The sequence below is a fragment of the Flavisphingopyxis soli genome, assembly GCF_007995095.1.
GTDB classification, from domain to species: Bacteria; Pseudomonadota; Alphaproteobacteria; order Sphingomonadales; family Sphingomonadaceae; genus Flavisphingopyxis; species Flavisphingopyxis soli.
This window is the reverse complement of the sequence record NZ_VOPY01000003.1, coordinates 165,207-190,903: the sequence shown is the minus strand read 5'-3', so window position 1 is coordinate 190,903 and position 25,697 is coordinate 165,207. Positions and strand designations below refer to the sequence as shown.

The following is a 25,697-nucleotide window of genomic DNA, read 5'->3' as shown; positions in this document are numbered from 1 at the left end:
AGGTAAAACCGAATGAAAAAGATCGAAGCGATCATCAAGCCGTTCAAGCTCGACGAGGTCAAGGAGGCGCTGCACGAAGTCGGCGTCAGCGGCATCACCGTCACCGAGGCCAAGGGCTTCGGTCGGCAAAAGGGCCATACCGAACTCTATCGCGGGGCCGAATATGTCGTCGACTTCCTGCCCAAGGTGAAGCTCGAGATCGTCGTCGAATCCTCGCTCGCCGAGCGCGTCGTCGAGGCGATCGCCGCCGCCGCGCAGACCGGCCGGATCGGTGACGGCAAGATTTTCGTGACCAATATCGAAAGCGCGCTTCGCATCCGTACAGGCGAAAAGAACGAAGAGGCGCTCTAACCGATTTTCTACATCAATTTCAGACACTTCAAGAACCGAGGACAACTCAATGGCCGATACCGCAAAACACATTCTCAAGCGCATCAAGGACGAGGAGATCGAGTGGGTCGACCTGCGCTTCACCGATCCCAAGGGCAAGTGGCAGCATCTCACGATGTGCGCGAGCGTGATTGACGAGGACAGCCTCGAGGACGGCCTGATGTTCGACGGATCGTCGATCGCCGGGTGGAAGGCGATCAACGAATCGGACATGATCCTGATGCCCGATACCGATGCCGTTTATGTCGATCCGTTCAGCGCGACGCCGATGCTCGTCGTCATCTGCGACATCGTCGAACCTTCGACCGGCGAAGGCTATACGCGCGATCCGCGCACCACCGCCAAACGCGCCGAAAGCTATCTCGCGTCGACCGGGATCGGCGACACGATCTATGTCGGCCCCGAAGCCGAATTCTTCATGTTCGACGATGTCCGTTTCGAGGACGGCTATGCCGGATCGGGCTACAAGATCGACGATATCGAACTGCCGACCAATTCGGGCCGCCAGTATGACGGCGGCAACATGGGGCACCGTCCCGGCGTCAAGGGCGGCTATTTTCCCGTCGCGCCGGTCGACAGCGCGATCGACATCCGCGCCGAAATGGTCTCGACGATGGCCGAAATGGGCCTGCCGATGGACAAGCACCATCACGAGGTCGCCCCTGCGCAGCACGAGCTTGGCCTGACCTACGGTACGCTGACGCAGACCGCCGACCGCATGCAGGTCTACAAATACGTCGTCCACCAGGTCGCGCACGCTTATGGCAAGACCGCGACCTTCATGCCCAAGCCGATCAAGGACGATAACGGCTCGGGCATGCACACCCACATGTCGATCTGGAAAAAGGGCGACCCGCTGTTCGCCGGCAACGGCTATGCCGGCCTAAGCGAAACCTGCCTGTTTTTCATCGGCGGCGTCATCAAGCACGCCAAGGCTTTGAACGCCTTCACCAACCCGTCGACCAACAGCTACAAGCGCCTCGTCCCCGGCTTCGAAGCCCCCGTCCTGCTCGCCTATTCGTCGCGCAACCGCTCGGCATCGTGCCGCATTCCCTATGGCACCGGATCGAAGGCGAAACGCGTCGAGTTCCGTTTCCCCGACGCGATGGCCAACCCCTATCTGTGCTACGCCGCGCTGCTGATGGCGGGGCTCGACGGGATCCAGAACAAGATCCACCCCGGCGACGCGATGGACAAGAACCTATACGACCTGCCGCCCGAGGAGCTGACCAACGTACCGACCGTCTGCTCGTCGCTCGCCGAAGCGCTCGACAGCCTCGACGCCGACTATGAGTTCCTGCTCAAGGGCGACGTCTTCTCGAAGGACCAGATCGACGCCTATGTCGATCTGAAGCGCGAAGAGGTCCAGCGGCTCAACGTGACCCCGAGCGCGGTCGAGTTCGAGATGTACTACAGCGCCTGAACGCGAAGCTATTCGGACAAAGAGAAAAGGCGTCCCGGCAACGGGGCGCCTTTTCGAATACGGATATAAAACCGGCTTCGTCCGTTGATCGCGCAGAGGAGATTTCATGGCCAAGCCGCTCAACGCGATCGCGATCAACTGCACGCTCAAATCCGATCAAAAGACCAAATCGTCGACCGACGCGATGATCGGCGTCCTCGCCGAACATTTCGCCGAGCTCGACGTGACGCTGACCGAAACGATCCGGATCGCCGCGCATAACGTCAAATGGGGCGTCTCGTCGGACGAGGGTGATGGCGATGCCTGGCCCGCAATCCGCGCCAAGATCCTGGCCGCCGACATCCTGATCTTCGGCACGCCGATCTGGATGGGCCAGCCCTCCTCGGTCGCCAAGCTGGTGCTCGAACGGATGGACGCTTTTCTCGGCGAGACCGACGATCAGGGCCGCATGCCGAGCTATTCGAAGGTCGCCGTCATGGCGATCGTCGGCAATGAGGACGGCGCGCACAACGTCACCGCGCAGGTCGGCCAAAGCCTCAACGATACCGGCTGGACGATCCCCGCCGTCGCCGCCTGCTACTGGGTCGGCGAGGCGATGCACGGAACCGATTTCCAGGACCTCGAACACCGGCCGCAAAAGGTCACGCAAACCGCCAAGATGGTCGCCGGCAACGCGGCGCATCTTGCGCGCCTGCTCAAAAACGCGCCTTATCCGGGTTGAAGATAGTACCGTCCCTCGCCAGGTGACCGGTAACGGGAGACAGAGCATGCCGATCGAATGCGCCACAACTAAACGCGCTCGTGCTGCGCTTCCGATTGCACTTGCGGGATGCCTCGTGCTCGCGGGCTGCAATGGTGATAACGCCAACGGCAACGCCGCCGCAGCCAATGAGACCGTCGTCATCAACGACCAGCCCAACGACATGGCGATGGCGGGCAAGGACGACGTCGCGGTCTATTCACCCGACGAAGTGCGCCGCTACCTGTCGGGCGACGAAGCGGTCGGCAAAAGGTTCGAACTCGACCGCGTCACCTTCGCCTCGGGCTCGGCCACGCTCGATGCCGCCGCGAAGGCACAGATCGCCGATGTCGCAGGCGTGCTCAAGGACTTCCCCACCGCAGCAATTACCGTCACTGCGTTCGCCGATCCCGAAGGCACCGTCGAGGCTAACCGCAAGCTCGCCGCCGACCGCGCGCTCGCGGTGCAACAGGCGCTCGGCGCCGCAGGCATTCCGGACACCGCGGTCAACATGATCATCGGCGGCGAGATCGGCACCAGCGTCAACCGTGATAAACGCCGCGTCGAATTCATGGTCGAGCGGCGCTGAGGCCGCACCGACCCTTTTCCATTCATCCAGTACCAAGGACCCAATCATGCGCGAACAGCTTCAGAACTATATCGATGGCCAGTGGACCGACAGCGACGGCGGCGAGCGGATAGAGGTGATCAACCCGGCGACCGAAGAAGCTTGCGCGGTCATCACCGCGGGCACGGCTGCCGATGTCGACAAGGCGGTCGCCGCAGCGCGCAAGGCGTTCGAGACTTTCTCGCAGACGACGCCCGAAGAACGCGGCGAACTGCTCGGCCGGATCATCGAAGAGTATAAGAAGCGCATGCCCGACATCGCCAAATCGGTGTCGGAGGAAATGGGCGCGCCGATCAGCTTCGCCTCGACCGCACAGGTCGGTGCGGGCCTGTCGCACTTCATCGGCGCGGCGAAAGCGCTTGCCGATTTCGAATTCGAAACCGACGTGCGCGGCAACAGTATCCGTCACGAACCGATCGGTGTTGTCGGCATGATCACGCCGTGGAACTGGCCGCTCAACCAGATCACCGCCAAGGTCGGCCCGTGCATCGCGGCGGGCAACTGTATGGTTCTGAAACCCTCGGAAGAATGCCCGACCAACGCCGCCATCCTCGCCGAGGTGATGGACGCCGCGGGTGTCCCGCCGGGCGTCTTCAACCTCGTCCAGGGTCGTGGACCCGAGGTCGGCGCGGCGATCTCGGCGCATCCCGATATCGACATGGTGAGCTTCACCGGATCTACGCGCGCCGGCATCGAGGTCGCCAAGGCAGCGGCAACGACGGTCAAGCGCGTCCATCAGGAGCTCGGTGGCAAGGCACCCAATTTCGTCCTCGAGGGCGCCGATATCGAGACCGTCCTGCCGCCAACGCTGCAGGGCGTCATCGCCAATTCGGGCCAGAGCTGCATTGCTCCCACCCGCCTGCTCGTCCACGCCAGCGACGCCGAGCGTGTCGAAGCGTTTACCAAGCAGGTGTTTGAAAGCGTCAAGGTCGGCGACCCCGCCAGCGAGGGCGGCCATATCGGCCCGCTCGTCAACAAGGCGCAGTTCGACAAGGTCCAGGGCCTGATCCAGTCGGCGATCGATGAGGGCGCGCGCGTCGTCACCGGCGGCACCGGCCTGCCCGAGGGCACCAACCGCGGCTATTACATCCGCCCGACCGTCCTCGCCGACGTTACGCCCGAAATGCGCATCTGGCGCGAGGAAACCTTCGGTCCCGTCGCAACGCTGACCAGCTATGCCGACGTCGACGAAGGCGTGCGCCTCGCCAACGACACCGATTACGGCCTTTCGGCGACGATATCGGGTGACCATGACGCCGCCCGCCCGATCGCCAAAAGACTGCGCGCGGGCAACGTCACGATCAACACCTGGGGCCCCGGCGCCGGCCTGCCCTTCGGCGGCTACAAGGCCAGCGGCAACGGCCGCGAAGGCGGGGGATCGATCGGTCTCGACGAGTTCATGGAAGTGAAGGGCGTCACGTTCGGATAACGAAAAGCGAGGCTATTCCCTCCCAATCCCGCTCAGGCTGAGCGTGTCGAAGTCCAAGCGCGCGCTGACCCTTCGACAGGGTCAGGGTGAGCGGGATGGGGGTATGCTGGACACCCGATCAGCTCACGTCACCGCCGATCGCACGGCATATTCGGGCTTCCGCCACGTCTCGTTCGCCATGATATCGGCGAGCACATCGACCGCGCGCCAGACGTCCTCGAAGCTCGTATAGAGCGGCGTCAGGCCGAGGCGCAGGACGTCGGGCGCACGAAAATCGCCAATCACTTGCGCGTCGATCAGCGCGCGGTTGATCGGCCAGGCGTCGGCGTGCGCGAAGCTCGCATGGCTGCCGCGCCGCTCAGCATCGGTCGGGGTGACGAGGGTGAAGTCGGGGCAGCGTTCGGCCATCAGGCCGGTCAGCATGTCGAACAGTTCCTGCGACTTGGCCCACAGCGCGTCGCGATCAGCGGCGAGCATTGCATCGACGCCGCATTCGAGCGCGAGCAGCGACAGGACCGGCGCGGTGCCGATCAGCATCCGGCCCATGCCCGGCGCGGGCTCGTACGCGTCCTCGAATGCGAACGGGCGCGCATCGCCCATCCAGCCTTGCAACGCGGGCCGCAGCGCCGCCTGCCGCTCGCGCGCGACATAGACGAACGCGGGCGCGCCGGGACCGCCGTTGAGATATTTGTAGCCGCATCCAACGGCATATTCGGCGCCCGCTGCAGCGAGGTCGAGCGGCACCGCGCCGGCGCTGTGCGACAGGTCCCAGATCACGGGCACGCTCGTCGCGCGCGCGGCTGTAGTCAGCGCCGCCATGTCGTAGCGCGCGCCGCTCTTGTAATGGACATGGGTGAGCAGCAGCGCGGCGGTGTCGTCGGCGATCGCCCCGGCGATGTCCGCGCGGGTCACGAGGCGCAGATCGATCCCCGCCGCGCGCGCAGCACCGGCGGCGATATGGACATCGGTCGGGAAATTGCCGCTTTCCGAGAGGATATGCGTCGCCTCGGGGCGCTGCGCAGTCAGCGCGGTGAGCAGCTTGAAGATGTTGATCGAGGTCGAATCGGCGACGATGACCTCGCCGTCCTTGGCTCCAACCACTCGTGCGATCTTGTCGCCGATCCGCTGCGGCGCGCCGATCCAGTCGGCCTCGTTCCAGCTGCGGATCAGCCGTTCGCCCCATTGCCGCGTCACCGCATCGTGCATGACCGCGACCGCCGCCCTGGGCAGCGCTCCGAGCGAATTGCCGTCGAGATAGATTGTCCCGGCAGGCAGCGCGAAACCGTCGCGATGGTGGCGCAGCGGATCGGCCGCATCGCGCGCGCGGGCTTCGTCGAGTGTGATCATTTCATCCCCAGCAGCTGCTTGATCAGCGCCTTTTGCAGCGCCCAGGTCTTCCCCTCGGGCGCAATGTGTTCGACATGGCCTTCACCCGCGGTCTGCGCGAGGACGACCGACTTGCCGCGCTTTGCCATCGCATCGCGATACGCCTCGCCATAGGCATAGGGCGCGACCCAGTCGGCGCTGGTGTTGAACAGATATTGCGGCGTGTCGGTCAGCGGCATTTCCTGCGGGGCCGTCTCGGCATAATGGCCCGCCGCCATTGCCCGCGCGCCTGCATCGCCGCACGGGTGGTCGGGCAAGGTTTCGCCCTGGCGCAGGTCGGGGATGCCCGCCTGGCTGATCGCCGCGTCGAGCGCGATCGGACGGGCGCCGCGGATCGGCGAAGCGGTCGGCAGCGCGGGCCGCTGCGCGAGCCACAGCGCGAGATGCCCGCCCGCCGAATGGCCGATCGCAACGCGTTTGGTCGTATCGAACCCGAACCCGGCGCCGCGCGCGGCGAACAGGTCGGCGGCCTCGCCAACATCCTGGTAGCTGCCGGGATAGCCGCCGCCGGCGCGATCGACGCCGCGATATTCGATGTTCCACACGCCGATGCCGTCGCTGCGCAGGTCGGCGGCGATGTAGTTCATGATGTCGCGCTGCGCGATGTCGGTTTTCCAGCAACCGCCGTGGATCATGATCACCGCCGGATGCGGCCCTTTGCCCGCCGGTTGCCAGATGTCGACAACGTTGAGCGGATCGGTGCCATAGCTGATCGTCGCGTCGGGCGCGGGCTTTGCGCGCTCAAGCAGGTCACCCCACTGCATCGGGACAGCAGGCGCGGGTTCGGCGATCTGGTCGGTGGGCGTGGTGTCGGTCATCGGCGCGGTCTGGCATGCCGCGAGCGAGCCTGCCAAGGCCAGATGTGTGGCCAATATAACCGTGCGCATCAATAATCCTTCGAAACGCGCACGTTGGCGCTTTGCCGCCCGATCGTCGAAATCGTCGAGAGGATCGACAGCCAGCGGAAGATCTGGAACTCGGCGCGCGTCGCTGAATAGCCCTGCCCGTCGGTGATGACTTCGACATAGAGCCGCCGGGTGATGTATTTGCCAGCCGCAACCGCGGTTCCCTGTCCGATCGTCGCGTCGGCGGGAAGGATGCGCAGCCGGTCGAGCCCGACCGCCTTGCGCAGCGAGTTGATCGGGTCGAGCCCGCCGCTACCGCCGCGCAGGCTGGCCAGCGCCGCACCAAGCTGCGCCGCTTCGGCGACCGAAATGTCGGTGATCGAACTGCCGAACAGGATCCGGCTGAGCAATTCGTCCTCGGGCAATGCCGGCACGCTGGCAAAGCTGATCTCGGGCCGCTGGCCGGTGCCGCGGACGTTGATCGTCGCGTTGATCCCGCTGACTTCGCTGACCGCGACAATGTCGAGCACCGGATCGACCGGGCTGCGTCCGACGAACCGGATATCGCCGGTGTCGAGGCGGAAATTGCGCCCCGCAAAGCTGTAGACGCCGCGCACCAGCGTCGCGGTGCCGACGATCCGCGGATTGGTCACGGTCCCCGAAATCGCGAGGTCGGCGCCCCATTCACTGTCGATGCCAAGACCCGTAACGGCGAGCTGGTTGCGCGCTTTGGCCTTGAGGTCGAGCCGCCACGGCGCCGCCGGGTTGCCGAAATCGGGCATGTCGGCGCGCCCGTTGATCTCGGTCACCTTGACCACCGGCAATGCTTCGGCAGCCGCCGCCTGGCCGAGCCTGAAGCGCGCCTTGTCGAGCGTCACCTCGCCCGAGATCAGCCCGCCGGCTTTGTTGTCATAGGTGATCCTGAGCGGGCCCGACACGGTCGCGCCGATATCGTCGCGATTGAGCACCTCGGCGTCGCGCGCGTCGAGCTTCATGTCCATGCCGAAGCCGCGCGCCGAGGCGAGATCGAGCGTACCGCTGCCGGTCACCGTGCCGCCGCCACGCGTCCTGCCCGATATGCCGCGCAATTCGAGCCGCGAACCGTCGAAGCGGCCGACCGCCTTGGTATCGGTCAACACGATGCCGGCAAGGACGCTTTCGATCCGCGCGTTTTCGGTCCGCATCGTCCCGCGGATCAGCGGATCCGACAATTTGCCGCGAACGTCGGCGGCAAGCTGGATCGGCCCTGACACATCAAGCGCATCGACTCCGGTCAGGCGCCACAGCGTATCCGACGGACCGGCATAGCGCAGCTGCGCGAACAGCGGCGCGCTGGCGATCCGCTGGATGATGTCGCCGCCGCTGGCGAGCGGGCTGACGCGCCCCTGGATCCGCCCGACCGTCTTGCCGCTGCCGTCGCCGATGATGCCGCGCATCGCCGCGCTGCGCGCGCTCAACGCGGCGGTGAAGGCCAGGTCGATCGGCTCCGAACTCAGCGCGACGCCCGAACGACTGAGGCGCCGAACGCGCAGATCGGCCTTGCCTGTCGGCAGTTCACCGGCATGCGAGCGGTACTGGATCGTGCCCGTTGCGCGCCCGCCCAGGCCGAGTTCGGGATAGCCGATATCGAGCAGCGCGAGCGGCAGGTTGTTGAGCCCCGCGTCGAACTCGATGTCGCGCCCGAACTGGCCGGCAAGACGAAGCGTGCCGCCGTTATGCGCCAGCTCGGCCGCGCGCAGGCGCCAGCCGTCCTCGCCCTTTATGAGCAAGGCTGGCCGCGTCAGGCGCAGCGCGCGGCCATCGACCGAACCGCCGCCCGAGATGCGGACGCGCCCGGGCGCGATCGCGGCAACCGCTTCGAACACGAACTCGCGTCCGCGTGCGCCCGATATCTTGGTCCGGACGGTGCCCGATCCGTCGACGAGCTTGGCCGATGCCGAGACATTGGCGATCGAAAGCGACCCGCGCCGGATCCCCTGCCCGTCGAGCTTGGCGTCGATGCTCGTGCCGGCGGGATCGAGCAGCGCGACGATGTCGAGCTTGCCGCGACGGATGGTGATCGCCGGCGGCCCCGGGAAGCTGGCATCGCGCGCCACCAGCGCCGCCGCGATCCGCTGGACGCCGCCGACCATGTCGAGATCGACCTCGCCGGTCAGGCCGCCTCCAGATACCGCCAGCGCCCCCACCAGCCCGCCGGTCACTGGGCGCAGCCGGCCGCGCGCAACGGTGTTGGCGACGGTCAGCCGTGTAACCTGGATGATCGCATCGGCGCCCTTCGGCAGCAGCACCGCGCCCTCGGCGGTAAACGGACCGAGCAGCGATTGCCCCCCCGCGACGAAGACATAGCCCGAATCAGTCGGGTCGAGCGAAACGCCGACGTCGGCGAGACCCGCGGCGTCGAGCGGACTTGCGAAGACGAGCCGGACCTTGGGTCGGTCGATCGCCCCGTCGAGTGTCAGTGTGAGCGGGCCATAGCGCGCATGGCGGCCACCGCCCTCGAAATGGAAGCTGCCGTCGCGACGGCGATAACCGCTCGCGGTGAGATTGAGATCGGGCGCCGACAGGCGCAGGTTGGTGAAGCTGATCCGCCCGCCGGGATCGAGCGACAGGTTGGTCGTGATCTTCGGCAAGCCGCCGGCAAGGCCGCGCAGGAAGCCGTTGTCGAGCCGCCGAAGCGTCGCCGTCGCGGTTCCCCCGACACCGGTGCTGCCGTCGCTGCGCGGCTGCACCTTCAGGTTGCTGATCAGATCGACGCGACCGAGCCCCGGGATTTCATAGCCCGGCAGCGCGCCGTCGAAGCCGATGGTGAAATCGCCGGTCTTGAGGTTGGCGAGCAGGACGATCTTGCCCTGGACGCGGCGCGTGGTGACGCGGATGAGATCGCTCGTCAGGATCGAGTCCTTGAGCTGCAACACGCCCTCGGCACGCAGCCCGTAGAGGATGTCGGCGCCCAATTTGCCCATGCCGGTCGCGCGCGCGGCGGTCAGCAGGACCGGGATCTGCGCCACGCTCTTGCCGATCCGGCCGCGTCCGCGCGCTTCGACCTGCTCGAAACCCGACTGGCCGAAAGCGATGGCGGGCGAGGTCAGGCGATATTCGAATCGCGGCGCGGACATTGGACCATCGAGCAGGAGCGATCCGCGAATATCGCGGCCGCGCATCGACTTGACCAGCGCGCTCGGTTGCAACAGCCGCGCATCGAGCCTGAGGTTGGAAAAGCTGTTGCGGCCAAGATCGATCCGCCCCTTGCCGTCGAGCGTCATTGCGGCCGAGCGCAGCGATATCGTGCCGTCGAGGCGGCGGTCGGCGAAGGTCGTCTTGCCCGTGACACGCAGCGCGGGACCGCCCAGACGCGCGGGGAGCCCGCTCAGCAGGCGCTGCGCGTTGAGCGTTCCGTCAAAGCTGTACAGTCCGCGCCGTACGCCGAGCGACACGCGCGCAAGCTTGCTGCCCGCGCTGTCGGCAACGAGCCGGCCGTCCCATTTGTCGTAATCGCCGTCGCCATCGAGCGTCGCGGTAAAGCCGTTCTTATAGCCGGTCATCGCGGCCAGAACGCCGCCCGCCGACGCCGTCACCGCAAGGTCGATGTCGAACCGCCGGTTGGCCGGGATGCTGACGAGCTTGAGCCGTGCCTTGTCGTCACCGTCGCGCAGCGCGGCGGCCAGGTCGACCTCGGCCCGGCCCGAGCGGATATCGACATTGCCCTTGAGCGACGCGACGTGGCGTTTGCCCGAAATCGCCTCGCCAAGGACCAGCTGCTCGACATCGAGCGCGCCGATGCGGATATCGAACCCGGGCAGGATCGGCTTTTCTTCCTTCGACGGGACGAGCGCCGGCAGCCGCCACAGCATCGCGCGCGGAATTTTGAGCCGGTCGATATCGAGCCGGTTGGCGGTAAGATAGAGCAGCGGCGACCAGTCGAGTTCGGCGGTCGATGCGCGGAAAAACAGACCCTTGGTGTCGTATAACCGCACATCGTGCAGCACCGCCTCGCCATAGAGCGAGCCGTCGATCCGCCCGATCTTGATCTTGAGGCCCGACGCCGGAGCCATCGCTTCGATCCGGTCGATCAGCGCGCGATGGCCGGCATCGGTGTCGATCGCGACGAGCGCGATCGTGACCAATGCGACGATCGCGGTGGCAATGCCGACCAACCAGGCGAGCGCCTTGCGGAACCGCCAGCGACGGCGCGCGGCGGGCGGGTCCTCGCCGGTGTCGGCGCCTGCTGCCATCAGAATGCCTGGCCCAGCGAAACATAGACTGCGACGCGCGGGTCGCCCTGGCGCGGATTGAGCGGCGTGCCGACATCGACCCGGATCGGGCCGAAATTGGTGTAATAGCGGATACCAACACCGGCACCCAAGCGCAGTCCGGAGAAATCGGGAAACTGGCTGTCATAGACGTTGCCCGCGTCGACGAACGGCACGACGCCGAAATTGCCACCGAACATGTCGAGCCTGATGCGCGCCTCGCCGCTCAGTTCGATGAGGCCGCGTCCGCCGATCGGATCGTTGAAGGCATCGCGCGGACCGATCGCCTGATAGCCATAGCCGCGCACCGATCCGCCACCGCCCGCGTAATTGCGCCGCGACGGGGCGATGTCGGCGGTCGCCGCACCGGCAATCGTCCCCAGACGGACGCGTGCGGCGAGCACGACCTTGTCGTTGACCGGACGGTAATAGCTGCCGTCGAGCTGGACCCGTGCATAGCCGACATTGTTGCTGGCGAGCGAGAATTCGGGCGACAGCCGTCCGCCGAGACGAAAACCGGTCTTGGGATCAAGCAGGTCGTCGCTGCCGTCGTAATAGAGGCTGCCGGGCAAGGCGGCGATGTAATAGGTCGTGCGCGGCGGCGGATTGACCGCATTGGGCGACGGTCGCTCGGCAGTATAGACGACCTCGCCGCCCAGGCTCCACGACCATTTCTTCTGGAATATCAGCGTCGTCTTGCGTTCGAGCACGCCTGAAATCAAAGCGGTGCGTGCGTCATAGGCATCGAACTGCTGGTTGCTGGCGAGCGCCTGCGCGGTCAGCACCTGGTCGCGGCGGAGGAAATTGTTGCGGCGATAGACGATGTGACCAAGCTGTTCGCGCGTGCCCGCCACAGCCCGCGCCCGGACCAGGCCCTCGGGCGGGAAGAAGTTGCGGTGCTCCCAGCTGACCTCGGCACGGAACCCCTCGCCGGTACCATAGCCGATCTCGCCAGCGATTGTGCGCGGCGGCGCCGGGATCATCTTGACCGCGACATCGACGCTCTTGCCGTCGCCGCTGTCGACCGGATCGATCGTCACCTGCGACACCAGGCTGGTCGCAATGATCGCGCGGCGCAGGTCTTCGATGTCGGACGCCTTGTAGAGGTCGCCGGGCTCAAAGCGCGCGATCAGCTGCGTATGGCGTGCGTCGAAAGGCTTGCCTCCTTCCACGACGATCTGGCCGAAATTGCGCTTGCCGCCCGGCGTGACGGGCATGGCAAGAACGCCGCTGATGGCCTCGTGGTCGATCGTCAGCGCCGGATCGTCGACGCTCGCAAAGGGATAGCCATTTTCCTGCAGCGCGGTCGACAGCTCCTCGCGCCCGGCAACGACATCGTCCTGGTCGGCCGGGTCGCCGACCGCGAGGGGGAAATCGGCACGGAACTTCGCGCTGTCGCCGTCGGCCGCCGCGTCGAGCCCGGCAAGGTTCACGTCGGACAGGGGATAGCGCTCGCCCGGTGTGACGGTGAAGACGACTTCGACCCGCTGGGCGGTGATGTCGGGGACGAAATCATATGCGACCAGCGCATCGTAGAAACCGTCGATCTTGAGCAGGCGATAGAGCAGTTCGGCATCGGCTTCCGAACGGCGGTTGATTTGCGCGACCAGCGCCGGGTCGCCATCGCGCGCGTCGAGTTGCGACAGTTCGCCAAAGCGCCGGTTAACCGCGATCCCCTCGCTCTCCGAATCGTCGATGCCGACCACACGCACCGAATAGGGGCGCTCGATCCCCGCTTCGCCAAGAAAGGCGTCATCCTCCTGCTGGCGGGTGTCGAGCGTCAGGTCGACCTCGTCGATCGTCTCGTCGCTGCTATCGCCAAGGTCGGCAACCGCGCCCGGATTGGCAGCGCGTGCGGCGTCGGCTTCGGCCTGTCGCGCCGCTGCATCGCTGGCCATCGCCTCGTCGCTCAGCGTCGCCAGCGGCGGCGGATCCTGGTCGAGCTCGGGCCAGTCGATCTCAAGGTCGGGGAGCGGTGCCAGGTCCTGGTCGGGGTCGATCGGCGCGAGATCGTCGTTCGCGTCGGGTTGCGGCGGCGCAATCTCCTGGCCGTGCGCGGCCACGCCATGGCCCAGCGCCAGGGCGACCAGCGCAGCGGGTAACAATCGGGCCCGACAACTGTTTGAAACTGCTCGCATCGCACATATTCAGTAGCAAGTTGCCTGCGCATTGCCACCGCTTTCGCAGGGACGGCGGGGATCGCGAGAGCTATCCCACCATCGCCTGGACACGTTCGATCAGCGCGCGGGCCGGACCCTGGCCGACGGGTCGAGGCGACGCCAACGCATCCTGCAGGCGCAGGGCGCGGGCAAAAAGCTGCTCGCTCGCCGCGATCAGCAACCGTGCTTCGTCGGGCAGGCTGCGGCAAACGGCAGGATCGGATGGAATCGCCTCGCCCAGCATGCGGTCATGGAGCTTCGCCTGCGCCTCGGTCAGTTCGCCGACATTGACCGCGCGCTGGGTCAGCAGCCAGGCGATGACGTGCATCAGCCGCGTCGTCGTCTTGAGCCATTCGCACGACATGCCGATCCGCGTGATCGCGTCGATCTCTCCCGGTGCGCGCTCGGGGTGCGTTTCGAAATAGTCGCGCGCCTCGTCGGCGAGCAGCATCGATTCCGCGTACAGGCTTTCGACCAGCTTGCCGCGGATCAGCGCGGTATTGCCGCGGCCAAGGGGGTCGTTTTCGTCCATTGCGACCATGTTGCACGCGCGCCGCGAAACGCCAATCGCCGATCGCCCTAAAATCTGTGCCAAATCTGGATTGGGGCACGCGCCCCCGGCGAGTCGCGCCCCGCGATTGCCGTCAGGCGATGATGTCGGGGTGGAGGTGGTCTTCGAGCCAGCAGATATGGTCGCGCAGGAACAGCTTGCGCTTTTTCAGCCGCGCCATTTGCAGCTGGTCGGTAACCGGCCGCGCGCTCAGCGCGTCGATCGCCGCATCGAGATCGCGATGCTCGGTCCGCGCGTGCTCGAGCCGTTGGGCAATGTCGCTGACGATCATCGCGTTGATATCCCATGCCCTTGGGCCGTGCGCAAGACGCTCACGCGCCAACGGTTCGTCGCACCGTCGGCGGCGACCGGCGCATCGCCGAAAACTCGAGGGAGACAAATGCGCCGTCCTGTGTTTTAATTTGACTGTCCACCAACCAAAGCGAGGTTAGAATGACGCACCCTCATGTCGCAGCACTCCAGGCCAGGCATCATGAAATCGACGATCTGATCGCGACCGAGGAACGCCGTCCCGCGCCAGACACTGCGCGGATAGCCGAGCTCAAGAAACGTAAGCTTAAGGTCAAAGAGGAAATCGCCCTGCGATAGGCGGCGCGCGACAAGCGGGTTGCCGCCCGGCGCTTGGGCGCAGGCTTAGCGCGTGTTCACACCGGGCCGCGCATAATGCTCGACCTTGCGCAGCGTATAGGGTTTTTCGACCTCGGCCGCGCCGATCGGCCGGCGGACGATCTTGGGGTCGATCGGCGTATCGAAGGCGATGCCGAACTGCCGGTCGTTGGCCCAAGCAACGCGGCCTGACACCAGCCCGAGGGTGCGCAGTTCGATCCGAACGTTCTGGCCGTTGACGACCGAGGCATTGGGTTCAGCCATCAGCCCGCCCGCCGAAAGATTGCGGATCCGCACGTCGATCGGCTTGGTCGAATCTTCGAGGTAGAGCTGCCCGGCCATGAACAGGCTGTCACGATCGACCTTCCGCGCACCTTCGCCCTCTTGGACAGGCGCCGGTTCGGTCTCGATTTTGTCGTGAAAGCTCATGGTGTGTTCGGTGCCCTCATACTCGTGCAATACGGGTCTAGGCCGGGTCATTTTATAAATGGTAAACTCGCGGCGAATAAGCTCGGGTTTTGCGCTCGTCAGATGTCGCGCGAAACGCGCTCGTTGCGCTCGTGGCGCTCCTGCGCCTCGACCGTCATCGTCGCGATCGGACGCGCAGTCAGGCGTGCAAGCGAGATCGGCTCGCCGGTCACCTCGCAATAGCCGAACTCGCCCTGATCGATGCGGCGCAGGGCGGAATCGATCTTGGCGATCAGTTTGCGCTGGCGATCGCGGGTTCGCAATTCGATCGACCAGTCGGTCTCGCTCGACGCGCGATCGGCAAGATCGGGCTCGCGGAGCGGTCCGTTCTGGAGCTCGGCAAGCGTCGATTCGGCCTCGACGAAAATCGACTTCTTCCACTCGGTCAGGAGCTTGCGGAAATATTCGAGCTGGCGCGGAGCCATGAACTCTTCGTCGGCCGACGGAACATAGTCGCCGCCGATATCGGTCGGCACTTCAGGTAATGTCGCGCCGTCCTTACTCACCGCAAATTCCGCTCCCATTTCGCTCTCCCCGATCGCCTGGATACGCCGGTTTTCCGGTCGTGTAGTCCCTCTGCAGCGCGCCTATAGCCTTGTGATTCCAACAGTTCAACCGGCGAGCGCGTTCGCCTCCATAGTCGAATGAAATTGACGCCGCGATGAACAGGCCACGCAATCGCGCGACTCGCCTTTGATCTGCAAAATTCGGACTATCGTGTGCGGCATGCGGCGATGTTCAAACAGGCGTCGGGGGACAATAACTGTGCATCGTGACGTCCGGTTTTGGCACAGCGATTGCCGCCGATGCACTTAGCGGGTGCAATTGTTAGGGTTTTCGAGCAACAAGACGGTTAATGACGTTGCAGTCATGATCCGGGGGGGGCATCGTTTAGTCCCAATCAACCGCGGCGACGGTGATCGGACGCTCTCTTGGCGTCTTTGCGATTACCCGATCCGCCAAAGCGAGTGGTGAACCATGTCAGTACGGATGGCCTTGGCGAAATTATGCGCCTGCACATGCGGCGGGGCGCTGATCGGTGGCGGCGCGGTGCATGTTGCTGACACGCCGTCGGCGCAGGAACGCCCCTATAATACGAAGGGCTCGGTCAAGAAGGTTCGCGTCATTCGCAAGGGTACCGCGCCACGTCAGGCGAAGCGGATTCGCCGGGTGATCGCGCGCCAGCCGGTAACGGCCTGCCCCGCTCCCAAGGTGACCGTGGTCACGACAGCGCAGCCAATGCCTGCCCCCATTCCCTATGTCCCGCTCCCCCCGCCAGGCAATTTCGACTATAGCGGCGGCGGCACACCGATCGTGGTCGGCGGTAGCAGTGGCGGTTTCTTCGGCGGCGGCTTCTTTGGCGGCTTCTTCGGCGGATCGTCGGGTGGCGGCAACAGCGTTGTCATCTCGTCCTCGTCGACCGGCGGCGTCAGCACCTCGACCTCGGGCGGCAGCACGTCGACATCGGGCGGCAGCACCTCGACTTCGAGCGGCGTCAGCACATCGACGGGCGGCGTTTCGACGTCGACCGGCGGTGTCAGCACCTCGACCGGCGGCGTTTCGACCTCGTCGGGTAACGTCAGCACATCGAGCGGCGTGAGCACCTCCTCGGGGGTCAGCACCTCGTCGGGCAATGTCAGCACGTCTTCGGGCAACAACGCTTCGACCTCGTCGGCGTCATCGAGCTCGGCCTCTTCGGCAAGTTCGTCTGCCTCGGGTGGCTCGTCGAGCTTCGGCGGTTCGTCGGGCTCGTCGGCGAGCAGCAGCGCCTCTTCGTCGGCTTCGTCGTCGGCCAGCTCTTCGGCATCATCCTCAGCTTCATCGTCGGGCGGCAGCACATCGACCGGCGGACCGCCGACCGACGTACCCGCTCCGCCAATGGTCCTGCTGTTCGGCGCGGCCGCAGCGGCGCTGGTCGGGCGTCAGCGGCTCAAGGCACGCAAGGGCGCCGAGGGCGCCGTCGTCTAGGCCCTATCATATCGCTTTCACGGCTCTTTCACTGGCAGCCGCGAATCGGAAGGGGAGCGACCGACAGGCCGCTCCCCTTTTTTTGTCGAAAGTCTATTCGATCAGCTGGCGGCGATGATCTTTTCGATCTCGCCGAGCGGGTGGCCGGTGAGATCCTTGTCGATCTCGCCGACGAGGCGCTTTTCGACCTCGCCGTGATAATGTTTGCGCAATTCGCCGAGCGTCTTCGGCGGCGCGACGATGATCAGCTTGTCGAAATCATTGTTGAGCGCGCGCGTCTTGAGCAGGTCGGCGGTCTCGCTGGCAAAGCGGTCCTCGGCCAGCTGGTGGAAATCGGTGTCCTCGTAGCTGCTCCCGCCGGGCGCGCCCGAACTGCCGACATGGCCGCTGCGATTGGCCTTGAGCTCGCTGTTGGCGGGATTGTCCTGGCTGCGCTTGCGCTCGACCTGAAGGTTGGGATGTTCCGAATCGCCTTCGTTGCGCAGGAACAGCATCTTGGCGCCGTCGGCTACGACAACGAATCCGTCATGGGGTATTTGCATTCTGGTCTCCTTCTGAAGCACCAACGCGCAAAGGGGCAGCGGGTTGCACCCGCTCGCGTGCGCGGCCATAGCATTGGCTATGCACGACATCCGTTTCATCCGCGAAAACCCCACAGCCTTCGACGCCGGCCTTGCCCGGCGCGGGGCCGATCCTGCCTCGGCCGCCATTGTCGAAATCGACGCCGCCTATCGCGCGGTCGTGACCGAAGCTCAGGAAGCGCAAGCTGCGCGCAACGATGCATCCAAAGCGATCGGCGCGGCCAAGGCAGCCCGCGACGAGGACCGAGCAAGCGCGCTGATGGCCGAAGTCGCCGGGCTCAAGGACCGGCTCGCCGATCTCGACGCGCGCGAAAAGGAGCTTCGTGCACGCCGTGACGCTGTTCTCGCCGCACTGCCCAACCTGCCCGCCGACGATGTGCCGCAGGGTGCCGACGAAAGCGACAATGTCGAGGTCGACCGCTGGGGCACGCCGCACGCGTTCGATTTCGCTGCCCGCGATCACGCCGATCTCGGCCCGCCGCTCGGTCTCGATTTCGAAACCGCGGTCGCGATCTCGGGTGCGCGCTTCGCGCTGATGCGCGGACCGATGGCGCGACTTAACCGCGCGCTCGGCCAGTTCATGCTCGACCAGCAGACCGGCGAGCAGGGCTATACCGAATGCGTCCCGCCGCTGCTGGTGCGCGACGAGGCGCTGTTCGGCACCGGCCAGCTGCCCAAGTTCTCCGAAGACCTGTTCCACACGACCGACGGCCGCTGGCTGATCCCGACCGCCGAGGTCAGCCTGACCAATATCGTGCGCGAAAGCATATTGGCCGATGCCGATCTGCCGCTGCGCTTCACTGCGCTAACCCCGTGCTTCCGCTCCGAAGCCGGCGCAGCGGGCAAGGACACCAAAGGCCTCATTCGCCAGCACCAGTTCGACAAGGTCGAACTCGTCAGCATCGCCCGTCCCGAGGACAGCGAGGCCGAGCACGAACGCATGACCGGCGCCGCCGAGGCGATCCTCCAGGCGCTCGAATTGCCCTATCGCAAGATGCTGCTGTGCACCGGCGACATGGGCTTTTCGGCGAAGAGGACCTATGATCTCGAAGTCTGGCTGCCCGGACAGAATGCGTATCGCGAGATTTCGAGCTGCTCGAACTGCGGCGATTTCCAGGCGCGGCGGATGAACGCGCGCTACCGGCCAGAGGGCGGCAAGGGCACCGCCTTCGTCCACACGCTCAACGGCTCGGGCCTCGCGGTCGGCCGCACGCTCGTCGCGGTGCTCGAAAACTACCAGCAGGCCGACGGCAGCGTTGTCGTTCCCGATGTCCTCACGCCTTACATGGGCGGCATCGACCGGCTCGTGCCCGACGCGAAGGCCGGCTGATGCGGATCCTCCTGACCAACGACGACGGCGTCCACGCTCCCGGCCTGAAGGTCCTCGAAAGCATTGCGCGCCAGCTGAGCGACGACATCTGGATCGTCGCGCCGGCCGAGGAACAGTCGGGCGCGGGCCATTCGCTCACGCTTTCTCATCCCTTGCGCGTGCGCAAGCACGGCGAGAGGCATTTCTCGGTGACCGGCACGCCGACCGACGCGGTGATGCTCGCGCTTGGCGAGATCATGGACGAAAAGCCCGACCTGATCCTTTCGGGCGTCAATCGCGGCGCCAATCTTGGCGACGACGTGACCTATTCGGGCACCGTCTCGGCCGCGGTCGAAGGTAGCCTCGCCGGCATCAGATCGATCGCGCTGAGCCAGGTCACCGCGCGCGAGAATATGGGCAACGCCGTCCCCTTCGCCGCCGCCGAACACTGGGGCGCCGATGTCATCCGCAAGCTCGTCGACATGCCGTTTGCCAAGCGCACGCTGATCAACGTCAACTTTCCCGCCCTCGCCGCCGCCGACGTCAAGGGGATCCGCGTCGCGCGCCAGGGCTTTCACGACTACAGCCGCGGCAGCATCGTCAAGGGCCGCGACCCGCGCGGCTTTCGCTATTACTGGTTCGGGCTGCAGGCGGTCGAACATACGCCGGGCCGTGAAAGCGATCTCGAAGCGATCGCCGACGGCTATATCGCGGTCACCCCGCTCCACCTCGAACTGACCCATTACCCCTCGATGGACGCGCTCGCCGAGAGGTTTGCCGACTGATGCCGGCCCCGCGCAAACGGCCCGTCCAGGGACAATATGACACGCTGTCGCGCTCGTCGAACACTCCGGCCTGGATCGCGATTGCCTGGCGCGTCCTGTCGGTCCTTGCACTGATCGGCATCGCGATCGCGGTCCACTGGTTCGACAAGGAAGGGCTGCGCGACAACTATGACGGGCACGTCAGCTTCCTCGACGTTGTCTATTTCACGATGATTTCGATCACCACGACGGGCTATGGCGACATTGCCCCGGTTACCGAACAGGCGCGGATGTTCGATGCGCTGGTGGTAACGCCGATCCGCATCTTCGTCGTGCTGATCTTCATCGGCAGCGCGTACAATTTCGTTTTCAAACGCACATGGGATAACTGGCGCATGCGCAATATTCAGAAACGTCTCGACGGCCATGTCGTCGTCGCCGGCTTCGGCACCTCGGGCTCCGAAGCGGTCAAGGAACTCATCGCGCGCGGCACGCCTGCGACCGATATCGTCGTCATCGACAGCAACGAGGATGGCCTTGCCGTCGCCGAGGCGATGGGTTGCAACGTCATCGCCGCCGACGCGACACGCGACGAAACGCTCAACAACGTGCGCATCCAGACGGCGCGCGCGGCGATCGTCTCGGCGGGGCGCGACGATACCTCGATCCTGATCGTGCTGACGATCCGCCACCTCGCCGAGAAACTGCCGATCAGCGTCGTCGTGCGTTCGAGCGACAACGAACTGCTCGCGCGCCAGGCCGGCGCGACCAACGTCATCAACCCGGTCAATTTCGCCGGGCTGCTGCTCGCCGGATCGGCGCATGGCGAACATATCGCCGAATACATGGCCGACCTTGCCAGCGTCACCGGCCGGGTCAAGCTGATCGAACGCGTCGTCACCGACGAAGAGGTCGGGAAGTCGGTCAGCGACCTCAGGCGCAAGCTCGTCGCGCGCGTCTATCGCAACGGCGTGCCGTACGGTTTCTGGGAGCAGGAATGCCACGCGCTGCACCCCGGCGACCTGCTCGTCGAAATCGTCCCGGGCGAGGATTTCGAATAGGGATATCGGCCTGTCGCAAATATAGTTTGGTTGATCGCACTAGAGCGCATGTGGAATCGACGAAGAAGTGCGGCGGTTCTTCAAGGTAAGTCGAACGCGAACAGCCCGTTACGCCGATTGGAAGACGGTTAACGGGCGATTTTCACTCGCCAACAGGTTAATTCTTCGCAAGCCTTGGTGGATATTTTCGAACGTCTGGCCGTTTGTTTGGCAATCGAAAGGAATCACCCGATGCCCACCGATGCCGCATTACAGACGTCACGAGCCAAGCACGCGCCCTGGACCGCGAGCGACATGTACCAGCATATCCGCTGGCTCATCGACGCACAGGCGGTCGCCATCGTCTATCAGCCGATCCGCGCATTGGCGACGGGCCGCGTCGTCGGCTACGAGGCGCTGTCGCGCTTCGGCGGTGCCGATCACGGACCCGTCGAAGAGATCTTCGTCTGCGCGCGCAGTCTTGGCCTGGGCCTCGAGCTCGAACTCGCGGCGGCGGCCGAAGCGCTCTGCGACCTGCCCGACATTCCCGGCTATCTCGCCGTCAACCTGTCGCCCGCGACCTTGCTCGACGATAACGCGCTGTCGTTGCTCGAGCGTGCGCCGCCCGAGCGGCTGGTGATCGAGCTGACCGAGCACGACGCCGTTGCCGATTATGGGCGGCTGCGCGAACGACTCAGCATATTGCGCAGCCGCGGCGTGCGCATCGCCGCCGACGATATCGGCGCGGGGTTTGCCGGCCTGCGCCATATTGCCGAGCTCAAACCCGACATCCTCAAGCTCGATCGCTCGATGATCGGCGGGATCGTCTCGGGCAGCATCCACCGTCATCTCGTTTCGGCGATGGTCGCATTTGCGCGCGACGAAGACAGCCAGCTCGTCGCCGAAGGCATCGAAACGCACGAGGAACTCGCCGTGCTCGGCGATCTCGGTGTCGAACTGGGCCAGGGCTATCTGCTCGGACGTCCATTGCCGCTCGACCGCCGCTCGCACGCGCCCGGCACCGGACCGGTTGGCGATAGCGCCAATGTCATCCGCTTCCCGCCATGGCACAGCCGCGTCACCGCCCCGATCGATCGTAGCGCCTGACGCCGTCGGGCCGCTGCTGCGCCGCCACGTAGCGCCGATGGACAACGCGGCTCCGTTGGTCTAGAGGCGCTCGCCTCACATGACAGACACCCTCACCCGCTTCCCGCCCGCCCCGCGCGTCGGCATGGTTTCGCTCGGCTGCCCCAAGGCGCTGGTCGATTCCGAACGCATCCTCACCAAGCTGAGGAGCGACGGCTATGCGCTGTCGCCCGATTACGCCGGCGCCGACGTCGTGCTCGTCAACACCTGCGGCTTTCTCGATTCCGCCAAGGAGGAAAGCCTCGACGCGATCGGCGAGGCGATTGCCGAGAATGGCCGCGTCATCGTCACCGGCTGCATGGGCAGCGAAGCCGACCTGATCCGCGCGCGCCACCCCGGCGTCCTGGCGATCACCGGCGCGCACCAGTATGAGGACGTCGTCAACGCGGTTCATGAGGCGGTGCCGCCTGTACCAAATGCGTTCGTCGATCTCGTCCCAGAAGGCGGGCTAAAGCTCACTCCGCGCCACTACAGCTACCTTAAGATTGCCGAGGGCTGTAACCACGCGTGCAGTTTCTGCATCATTCCCGACCTGCGCGGAAAGCTCGTCAGCCGCCGCATCGACGCGGTCCTGCGCGAGGCCGAAAAGCTCGTCTCGGCAGGGACCAGGGAACTGCTCGTCATCTCGCAGGACACGTCGGCCTACGGGGTCGACGTCCGCCACGAGGACCGCCAGTGGCACGGTAACACTATCCGCACGCACATGACCGACCTCGCGCGCGAACTCGGCGGGCTGCGCACCCCCGAAGGCGCGCCGCCCTGGGTCCGGCTGCACTACGTCTATCCCTATCCGCACGTCGACGCTGTCATCCCGCTGATGGCCGACGGGCTGATCACGCCCTATCTCGATATCCCCTTTCAGCACGCCGCGCCCGCGGTCTTGAAGCGCATGCGCCGCCCGGCGAACGACGCGAAAGTGCTCGAACGCGTCAAGGCGTGGCGCGACATCTGCCCCGATCTCACCATCCGCTCGAGCTTCGTCGTCGGCTTCCCCGGCGAGACCGAGGAGGACTTCCAGTATCTCCTCGACTGGCTCGACGAGGCGCAGCTCGACCGTGTCGGCGGCTTCCGCTTCGAACCCGTCGAGGGCGCACGCGCCAACGCGCTGCCAGATCCGGTACCCGAGGAACTTAAGGAAGAACGCTTCGCGCGCCTGATGGAAAAAACTGCTGCGATCAGCGCCGCGAAACTCCAGGCCAAGGTCGGCCGCACGCTCCCCGTCATCATCGACATCGTCGGCGATGCGGACGAGGACGGCGACATCGGTGCCACCGGCCGCAGCCAGGCCGACGCCCCCGAAATCGACGGCCACGTCTACCTCCGCAACGTCCCCGCGAGCCTGAAACAGGGCGACATCATCGACGCGCTCATCGAGGACGCAGACGACCATGATCTGTTTGGAGCGATCGAGGCATAAGAACTACGTCTCGTTGGAATTTAATTGTCCGCGATTGGTTCGTAAGCGGCCCTACAGCTGATCTTGAGCCAAGATGGCAGACAGCTCGGTGAAACCATTCGGGGCGTCCTTCCAGAACTCCGACAATTGCCTTGGAAATCGCTTCTTCAGGTCGGCGAGAACGGGTGCCGCGTGCGGATCTTGCAAGCGACCCAGCAAGCGATGCAGCGGTAGCCCTGCAATTGCTACTCCGCAAAGCACGCTTTCAGCCTCCGTGCCAATCCAGTCCTGATCGGCTTCGGCAAGATCGCGAGCCAATGCCCGGTCGAACCAAGCGTCCAAGAACTCCTCGATTACCTGCTGCTCCGCTGTGGTCCAATTCCGCAAATTGGCTAATCCGAGCTTTCCGATGACAATTTGCGGATCATTCGCGTTCGCTGGGTCATTCACCGATATATCTAGGATTCGCGGAAGCAGATAGCGGAAGTCAGCTTCGTCGCCGACCGTAAGGAATGCACCCGACACATATCGCCAGAGTTGCTGGCCACTAATTTGGCGTAATGAAGTGCTCAGTAAAACATCGCAGCCCCGCGTCGAAATGCAGCATGGGCAACCTGCGATTACCGGCGGCCTCGGCAAAGCGAATTCGCGATAAACTGCCTCTAGAGCGTCACTCATCGGCCCAATAGCTGGAGAAGTCATGGACGCGTTATGGCAACAAACCAAAACGTCCGCAATTGGATCAAGAGTAGTCGAGCGAAACCTTGTCCCTATTAAAGCTTCCTACTCCGCCGTCCTCTTCACCGCACTCACCCGCCACACTGCGTTCCCAACATCATCGGCAATCAGCAGGTCGCCCTTGGCATCGAACGCCACGCCGACCGGCCGCCCGCGCGTGTGGTTGTCCTTGTCGAGGAAGCCGCCGACGAAAGTCTCGGCCTTGCCTGCGGGCTTGCCGTTCGCGAAGGGCACGAAGGCGACCTCGTAACCATTGGGCACATCGCGGTCCCAGCTGCCATGCTCACCGACGAACGCGCCGCCCGCGAACCGCGCTCCGAACGCGCCGCCGACGTTGAACGCGAGGCCCAGCGCCGCGACATGCGGGCCGAGCGCGTAATCGGGTGCAATCGCTTTCGCCACCATCGCCGGATTGCGCGGCATCACGCGGATATCGACATGCTGGCCATACCAGCTCCACGGCCAGCCGTAGAAGGCACCGGGCTTCACCGAGGTCATGTAGTCGGGGACGAGGTTGTTGCCGATCTCGTCACGCTCGTTGACCACCGTCCACAGCGTATTGGTCCCCGGCTGGAAGGTCAGCCCGTTGGGGTTGCGCAGGCCGGTAGCATAGGGCCGGTGCGCGCCCGTCGCGATATCGACTTCCCAGATTCGCGCACGCTCATACTCGGCGCCGATGCCGCGTTCGACGATGTTGCTGTTCGATCCGATGCCGACATACAGCTTGGTCCCGTCGGGGCTCGCGGTCAGGCTCTTGGTCCAGTGATGGTCGATCGGCCCGGCGGGCAATTCGGTCAGGATCGTTCCCGGCCCGGTGATTTTCGCCTGCCCCGGCGTGAAGGCATAGCGGACGATCTTGTCGGTCTCGGCGACGTAGAGATTGCCGCCGACCTGCGCGATGCCGAACGGCGAATTGAGCTTGTCGATCAACACCGCGCGCTGGTCGGCAACCCCGTCGCCGGTCGTGTCACGCAACAGGACGACACGGTTGCCCGGCTTGACCGGGCTGTGCGCCTTGCCCTTGACGATGCCGTAGATCAGGTCCTTGGGCCGCGTCACCGGCTCGCCGCCGGGTCCGCCCGCCTCGACCGCCAGGATGTCGCCATTGGGCAGCGGCAGGACATTGCGCGGCCCCCTGAGGTCGCGCGCGACCGCGACGATGCGGAAACCGGCGGGGACGGTCGGCGTCTCGTTCGCCTTGAACCCGACCGGCGTCGTGATTTTCATCGGCGGCAGCAGGTATTGCGTTGCCGACGGCAGATTGGGGTTCGTGCCGACCTGCCCGTCGGGCGGTGGCGGCGATGAACTGCAGGCGGCGGCGAGCAGTGTCGCGGTCAATGCGGCGGCAAAACGGGTGCGGGTCATCGTACGGTCCTCCCGATATGCGTGTAGGCCATGCGGTGGCCAAGAAAGCCCGAAACGGTCAGCAGCAACACGGTAATCACCGACAGCGTCAGCCCCGTCGGCACGACCGACGTCCAGCCGTCGCGCGCATGAACGAAGCTGTTGAGCAGGCCGAGCAGCAACACGAAGATATTGATGATGCCGTGCCACAGGCCGATCGCGGGGCGCGCCGCCTTGGCATTACCGAAATAGTCGATCAGCCCGCCGAGCGCGGCGATGCCGCCCATGAAACAGCCAAAGGCGAGCAGCCACGCCGAAAAATTCGCCCACTGGATCTCGGCAGTCTGCGCATAGATGATGTCGGTAATCATTGCACCGACAAAGCACGCAATCGGAAAGGGCACGATCATCGCGTGCAGCGGCACGCCCCCGATCGCCAATCTGGGTCGCATCGTGTCACGTTCCATAGCCTCCACCTTTTCTGTCACAGACCTCGGTTTCGGTAATACTACGAAAC

The 25,697-nt window shown here is 65.0% G+C and carries 24 protein-coding genes; 11 read left to right on the top strand and 13 right to left on the bottom strand.

What is annotated here, in order from left to right; all coding sequences use genetic code 11:
* The first annotated feature begins 12 nt into the window (after nt 1–12).
* The 5 genes from FSZ31_RS11255 to FSZ31_RS11235 all read left to right on the top strand — a co-directional run bounded on the left by FSZ31_RS11255 (nt 13) and on the right by FSZ31_RS11235 (nt 4,609).
* Nucleotides 13–351: a P-II family nitrogen regulator gene (locus tag FSZ31_RS11255; RefSeq protein ID WP_147123486.1), complete on the top strand. Its 339-nt coding sequence runs from the start codon at nt 13–15 to the stop codon at nt 349–351.
* A gap of 49 nt (nt 352–400) precedes the next feature.
* Nucleotides 401–1,813, top strand: a complete 1,413-nt coding sequence (gene glnA, locus FSZ31_RS11250) for a type I glutamate--ammonia ligase (RefSeq protein WP_147123485.1) — start codon at nt 401–403, stop codon at nt 1,811–1,813.
* Between the two features lie 106 nt (nt 1,814–1,919).
* Nucleotides 1,920–2,534: a flavodoxin family protein gene (locus tag FSZ31_RS11245; protein ID WP_147123483.1), complete on the top strand. Its 615-nt coding sequence runs from the start codon at nt 1,920–1,922 to the stop codon at nt 2,532–2,534.
* 46 nt (nt 2,535–2,580) lie between these two features.
* On the top strand, nt 2,581–3,141 hold the full coding sequence (locus FSZ31_RS11240) for an OmpA family protein (protein WP_147123482.1): 561 nt from the start codon (nt 2,581–2,583) through the stop codon (nt 3,139–3,141).
* A 46-nt stretch (nt 3,142–3,187) separates the two neighbouring features.
* Complete coding sequence (locus FSZ31_RS11235; protein ID WP_147123480.1) at nt 3,188–4,609, top strand: aldehyde dehydrogenase family protein; 1,422 nt, start codon at nt 3,188–3,190, stop codon at nt 4,607–4,609.
* A gap of 123 nt (nt 4,610–4,732) precedes the next feature.
* On the opposite strand, the gene kynU is transcribed toward FSZ31_RS11235, so the two are convergent.
* The 6 genes from kynU to FSZ31_RS11205 form a co-directional block, all read right to left on the bottom strand.
* Nucleotides 4,733–5,956, bottom strand: coding sequence for a kynureninase (gene kynU / locus FSZ31_RS11230; RefSeq protein ID WP_201739175.1), 1,224 nt, complete (start codon nt 5,954–5,956; stop codon nt 4,733–4,735).
* Complete coding sequence (locus FSZ31_RS11225) at nt 5,953–6,813, bottom strand: alpha/beta hydrolase family protein (protein ID WP_236643788.1); 861 nt, start codon at nt 6,811–6,813, stop codon at nt 5,953–5,955. The genes kynU and FSZ31_RS11225 overlap by 4 nt, the downstream gene beginning before the upstream one ends.
* 68 nt (nt 6,814–6,881) lie before the next feature.
* Complete coding sequence (locus FSZ31_RS11220) at nt 6,882–11,072, bottom strand: translocation/assembly module TamB domain-containing protein (protein WP_147123479.1); 4,191 nt, start codon at nt 11,070–11,072, stop codon at nt 6,882–6,884.
* On the bottom strand, nt 11,072–13,195 hold the full coding sequence (locus tag FSZ31_RS11215) for an autotransporter assembly complex protein TamA (protein ID WP_236643787.1): 2,124 nt from the start codon (nt 13,193–13,195) through the stop codon (nt 11,072–11,074). The genes FSZ31_RS11220 and FSZ31_RS11215 overlap by 1 nt, the downstream gene beginning before the upstream one ends.
* A gap of 103 nt (nt 13,196–13,298) precedes the next feature.
* Nucleotides 13,299–13,781 (bottom strand): DUF1465 family protein, encoded by a 483-nt coding sequence (locus tag FSZ31_RS11210; RefSeq protein ID WP_147123476.1) that lies wholly within the window; start codon nt 13,779–13,781, stop codon nt 13,299–13,301.
* 112 nt (nt 13,782–13,893) lie between these two features.
* Nucleotides 13,894–14,091 (bottom strand): YdcH family protein, encoded by a 198-nt coding sequence (locus FSZ31_RS11205; RefSeq protein WP_147123475.1) that lies wholly within the window; start codon nt 14,089–14,091, stop codon nt 13,894–13,896.
* A 161-nt stretch (nt 14,092–14,252) separates the two neighbouring features.
* On the opposite strand from FSZ31_RS11205, the gene FSZ31_RS11200 reads away from it, so the two are divergent.
* The gene (locus FSZ31_RS11200) at nt 14,253–14,408 is read left to right on the top strand and encodes a YdcH family protein (protein WP_147123473.1); all 156 of its coding nucleotides are present in this window, start codon (nt 14,253–14,255) and stop codon (nt 14,406–14,408) included.
* 45 nt (nt 14,409–14,453) lie between these two features.
* Here FSZ31_RS11200 and FSZ31_RS11195 read toward each other — a convergent pair whose 3' ends face one another.
* From FSZ31_RS11195 to FSZ31_RS11180, 4 genes are all read right to left on the bottom strand, one after another.
* A complete protein-coding gene (locus FSZ31_RS11195) occupies nt 14,454–14,855 on the bottom strand; it encodes a PilZ domain-containing protein (protein WP_161596015.1) in 402 nt (133 codons plus the stop codon).
* A 98-nt stretch (nt 14,856–14,953) separates the two neighbouring features.
* Entirely contained in the window at nt 14,954–15,418 is a 465-nt protein-coding gene (gene dksA / locus FSZ31_RS11190; protein WP_147123470.1) for an RNA polymerase-binding protein DksA, read from the bottom strand.
* A 765-nt stretch (nt 15,419–16,183) separates the two neighbouring features.
* Nucleotides 16,184–16,732, bottom strand: a complete 549-nt coding sequence (locus tag FSZ31_RS11185) for a hypothetical protein (RefSeq protein WP_201739174.1) — start codon at nt 16,730–16,732, stop codon at nt 16,184–16,186.
* A 231-nt stretch (nt 16,733–16,963) separates the two neighbouring features.
* On the bottom strand, nt 16,964–17,404 hold the full coding sequence (locus FSZ31_RS11180) for a host attachment family protein (protein ID WP_147123467.1): 441 nt from the start codon (nt 17,402–17,404) through the stop codon (nt 16,964–16,966).
* A gap of 79 nt (nt 17,405–17,483) precedes the next feature.
* Between FSZ31_RS11180 and serS the strand changes: the two genes are divergently transcribed.
* From serS to rimO, 5 genes are all read left to right on the top strand, one after another.
* On the top strand, nt 17,484–18,773 hold the full coding sequence (gene serS / locus FSZ31_RS11175; RefSeq protein ID WP_147123465.1) for a serine--tRNA ligase: 1,290 nt from the start codon (nt 17,484–17,486) through the stop codon (nt 18,771–18,773).
* On the top strand, nt 18,773–19,537 hold the full coding sequence (gene surE, locus FSZ31_RS11170) for a 5'/3'-nucleotidase SurE (protein WP_147123464.1): 765 nt from the start codon (nt 18,773–18,775) through the stop codon (nt 19,535–19,537). Before serS ends, surE begins: the two co-directional genes overlap by 1 nt.
* The gene (locus tag FSZ31_RS11165; protein WP_147123462.1) at nt 19,537–20,577 is read left to right on the top strand and encodes a potassium channel family protein; all 1,041 of its coding nucleotides are present in this window, start codon (nt 19,537–19,539) and stop codon (nt 20,575–20,577) included. Before surE ends, FSZ31_RS11165 begins: the two co-directional genes overlap by 1 nt.
* 231 nt (nt 20,578–20,808) lie before the next feature.
* Nucleotides 20,809–21,663 (top strand): EAL domain-containing protein, encoded by an 855-nt coding sequence (locus FSZ31_RS11160; RefSeq protein WP_147123461.1) that lies wholly within the window; start codon nt 20,809–20,811, stop codon nt 21,661–21,663.
* A 79-nt stretch (nt 21,664–21,742) separates the two neighbouring features.
* The gene (rimO, locus tag FSZ31_RS11155; protein WP_147123460.1) at nt 21,743–23,119 is read left to right on the top strand and encodes a 30S ribosomal protein S12 methylthiotransferase RimO; all 1,377 of its coding nucleotides are present in this window, start codon (nt 21,743–21,745) and stop codon (nt 23,117–23,119) included.
* 51 nt (nt 23,120–23,170) lie between these two features.
* Here rimO and FSZ31_RS11150 read toward each other — a convergent pair whose 3' ends face one another.
* From FSZ31_RS11150 to FSZ31_RS11140, 3 genes are all read right to left on the bottom strand, one after another.
* A complete protein-coding gene (locus FSZ31_RS11150; RefSeq protein WP_147123458.1) occupies nt 23,171–23,800 on the bottom strand; it encodes a hypothetical protein in 630 nt (209 codons plus the stop codon).
* An 81-nt stretch (nt 23,801–23,881) separates the two neighbouring features.
* Nucleotides 23,882–25,201: a PQQ-dependent sugar dehydrogenase gene (locus FSZ31_RS11145; protein ID WP_147123457.1), complete on the bottom strand. Its 1,320-nt coding sequence runs from the start codon at nt 25,199–25,201 to the stop codon at nt 23,882–23,884.
* The gene (locus tag FSZ31_RS11140; RefSeq protein ID WP_147123455.1) at nt 25,198–25,632 is read right to left on the bottom strand and encodes a DUF2231 domain-containing protein; all 435 of its coding nucleotides are present in this window, start codon (nt 25,630–25,632) and stop codon (nt 25,198–25,200) included. The genes FSZ31_RS11145 and FSZ31_RS11140 overlap by 4 nt, the downstream gene beginning before the upstream one ends.
* Nucleotides 25,633–25,697 lie beyond the last annotated feature (65 nt).

What these genes read in the sequence shown, in the direction of transcription:
- FSZ31_RS11255 (WP_147123486.1), top strand. Translation starts at nt 13, where the DNA reads ATGAAAAAGATCGAAGCGATCATCAAGCCGTTCAAGCTCGACGAGGTC.
- glnA (WP_147123485.1), top strand. Translation starts at nt 401, where the DNA reads ATGGCCGATACCGCAAAACACATTCTCAAGCGCATCAAGGACGAGGAG.
- FSZ31_RS11245 (WP_147123483.1), top strand. Translation starts at nt 1,920, where the DNA reads ATGGCCAAGCCGCTCAACGCGATCGCGATCAACTGCACGCTCAAATCC.
- FSZ31_RS11240 (WP_147123482.1), top strand. Translation starts at nt 2,581, where the DNA reads ATGCCGATCGAATGCGCCACAACTAAACGCGCTCGTGCTGCGCTTCCG.
- FSZ31_RS11235 (WP_147123480.1), top strand. Translation starts at nt 3,188, where the DNA reads ATGCGCGAACAGCTTCAGAACTATATCGATGGCCAGTGGACCGACAGC.
- kynU (WP_201739175.1), bottom strand. Translation starts at nt 5,956, where the DNA reads ATGATCACACTCGACGAAGCCCGCGCGCGCGATGCGGCCGATCCGCTG.
- FSZ31_RS11225 (WP_236643788.1), bottom strand. Translation starts at nt 6,813, where the DNA reads ATGACCGACACCACGCCCACCGACCAGATCGCCGAACCCGCGCCTGCT.
- FSZ31_RS11220 (WP_147123479.1), bottom strand. Translation starts at nt 11,072, where the DNA reads ATGGCAGCAGGCGCCGACACCGGCGAGGACCCGCCCGCCGCGCGCCGT.
- FSZ31_RS11210 (WP_147123476.1), bottom strand. Translation starts at nt 13,781, where the DNA reads ATGGACGAAAACGACCCCCTTGGCCGCGGCAATACCGCGCTGATCCGC.
- FSZ31_RS11205 (WP_147123475.1), bottom strand. Translation starts at nt 14,091, where the DNA reads ATGATCGTCAGCGACATTGCCCAACGGCTCGAGCACGCGCGGACCGAG.
- FSZ31_RS11200 (WP_147123473.1), top strand. Translation starts at nt 14,253, where the DNA reads ATGACGCACCCTCATGTCGCAGCACTCCAGGCCAGGCATCATGAAATC.
- FSZ31_RS11195 (WP_161596015.1), bottom strand. Translation starts at nt 14,855, where the DNA reads ATGAGCTTTCACGACAAAATCGAGACCGAACCGGCGCCTGTCCAAGAG.
- dksA (WP_147123470.1), bottom strand. Translation starts at nt 15,418, where the DNA reads ATGGGAGCGGAATTTGCGGTGAGTAAGGACGGCGCGACATTACCTGAA.
- FSZ31_RS11180 (WP_147123467.1), bottom strand. Translation starts at nt 17,404, where the DNA reads ATGCAAATACCCCATGACGGATTCGTTGTCGTAGCCGACGGCGCCAAG.
- serS (WP_147123465.1), top strand. Translation starts at nt 17,484, where the DNA reads ATGCACGACATCCGTTTCATCCGCGAAAACCCCACAGCCTTCGACGCC.
- surE (WP_147123464.1), top strand. Translation starts at nt 18,773, where the DNA reads ATGCGGATCCTCCTGACCAACGACGACGGCGTCCACGCTCCCGGCCTG.
- FSZ31_RS11165 (WP_147123462.1), top strand. Translation starts at nt 19,537, where the DNA reads ATGCCGGCCCCGCGCAAACGGCCCGTCCAGGGACAATATGACACGCTG.
- FSZ31_RS11160 (WP_147123461.1), top strand. Translation starts at nt 20,809, where the DNA reads ATGCCCACCGATGCCGCATTACAGACGTCACGAGCCAAGCACGCGCCC.
- rimO (WP_147123460.1), top strand. Translation starts at nt 21,743, where the DNA reads ATGACAGACACCCTCACCCGCTTCCCGCCCGCCCCGCGCGTCGGCATG.
- FSZ31_RS11150 (WP_147123458.1), bottom strand. Translation starts at nt 23,800, where the DNA reads ATGACTTCTCCAGCTATTGGGCCGATGAGTGACGCTCTAGAGGCAGTT.
- FSZ31_RS11145 (WP_147123457.1), bottom strand. Translation starts at nt 25,201, where the DNA reads ATGACCCGCACCCGTTTTGCCGCCGCATTGACCGCGACACTGCTCGCC.
- FSZ31_RS11140 (WP_147123455.1), bottom strand. Translation starts at nt 25,632, where the DNA reads ATGCGACCCAGATTGGCGATCGGGGGCGTGCCGCTGCACGCGATGATC.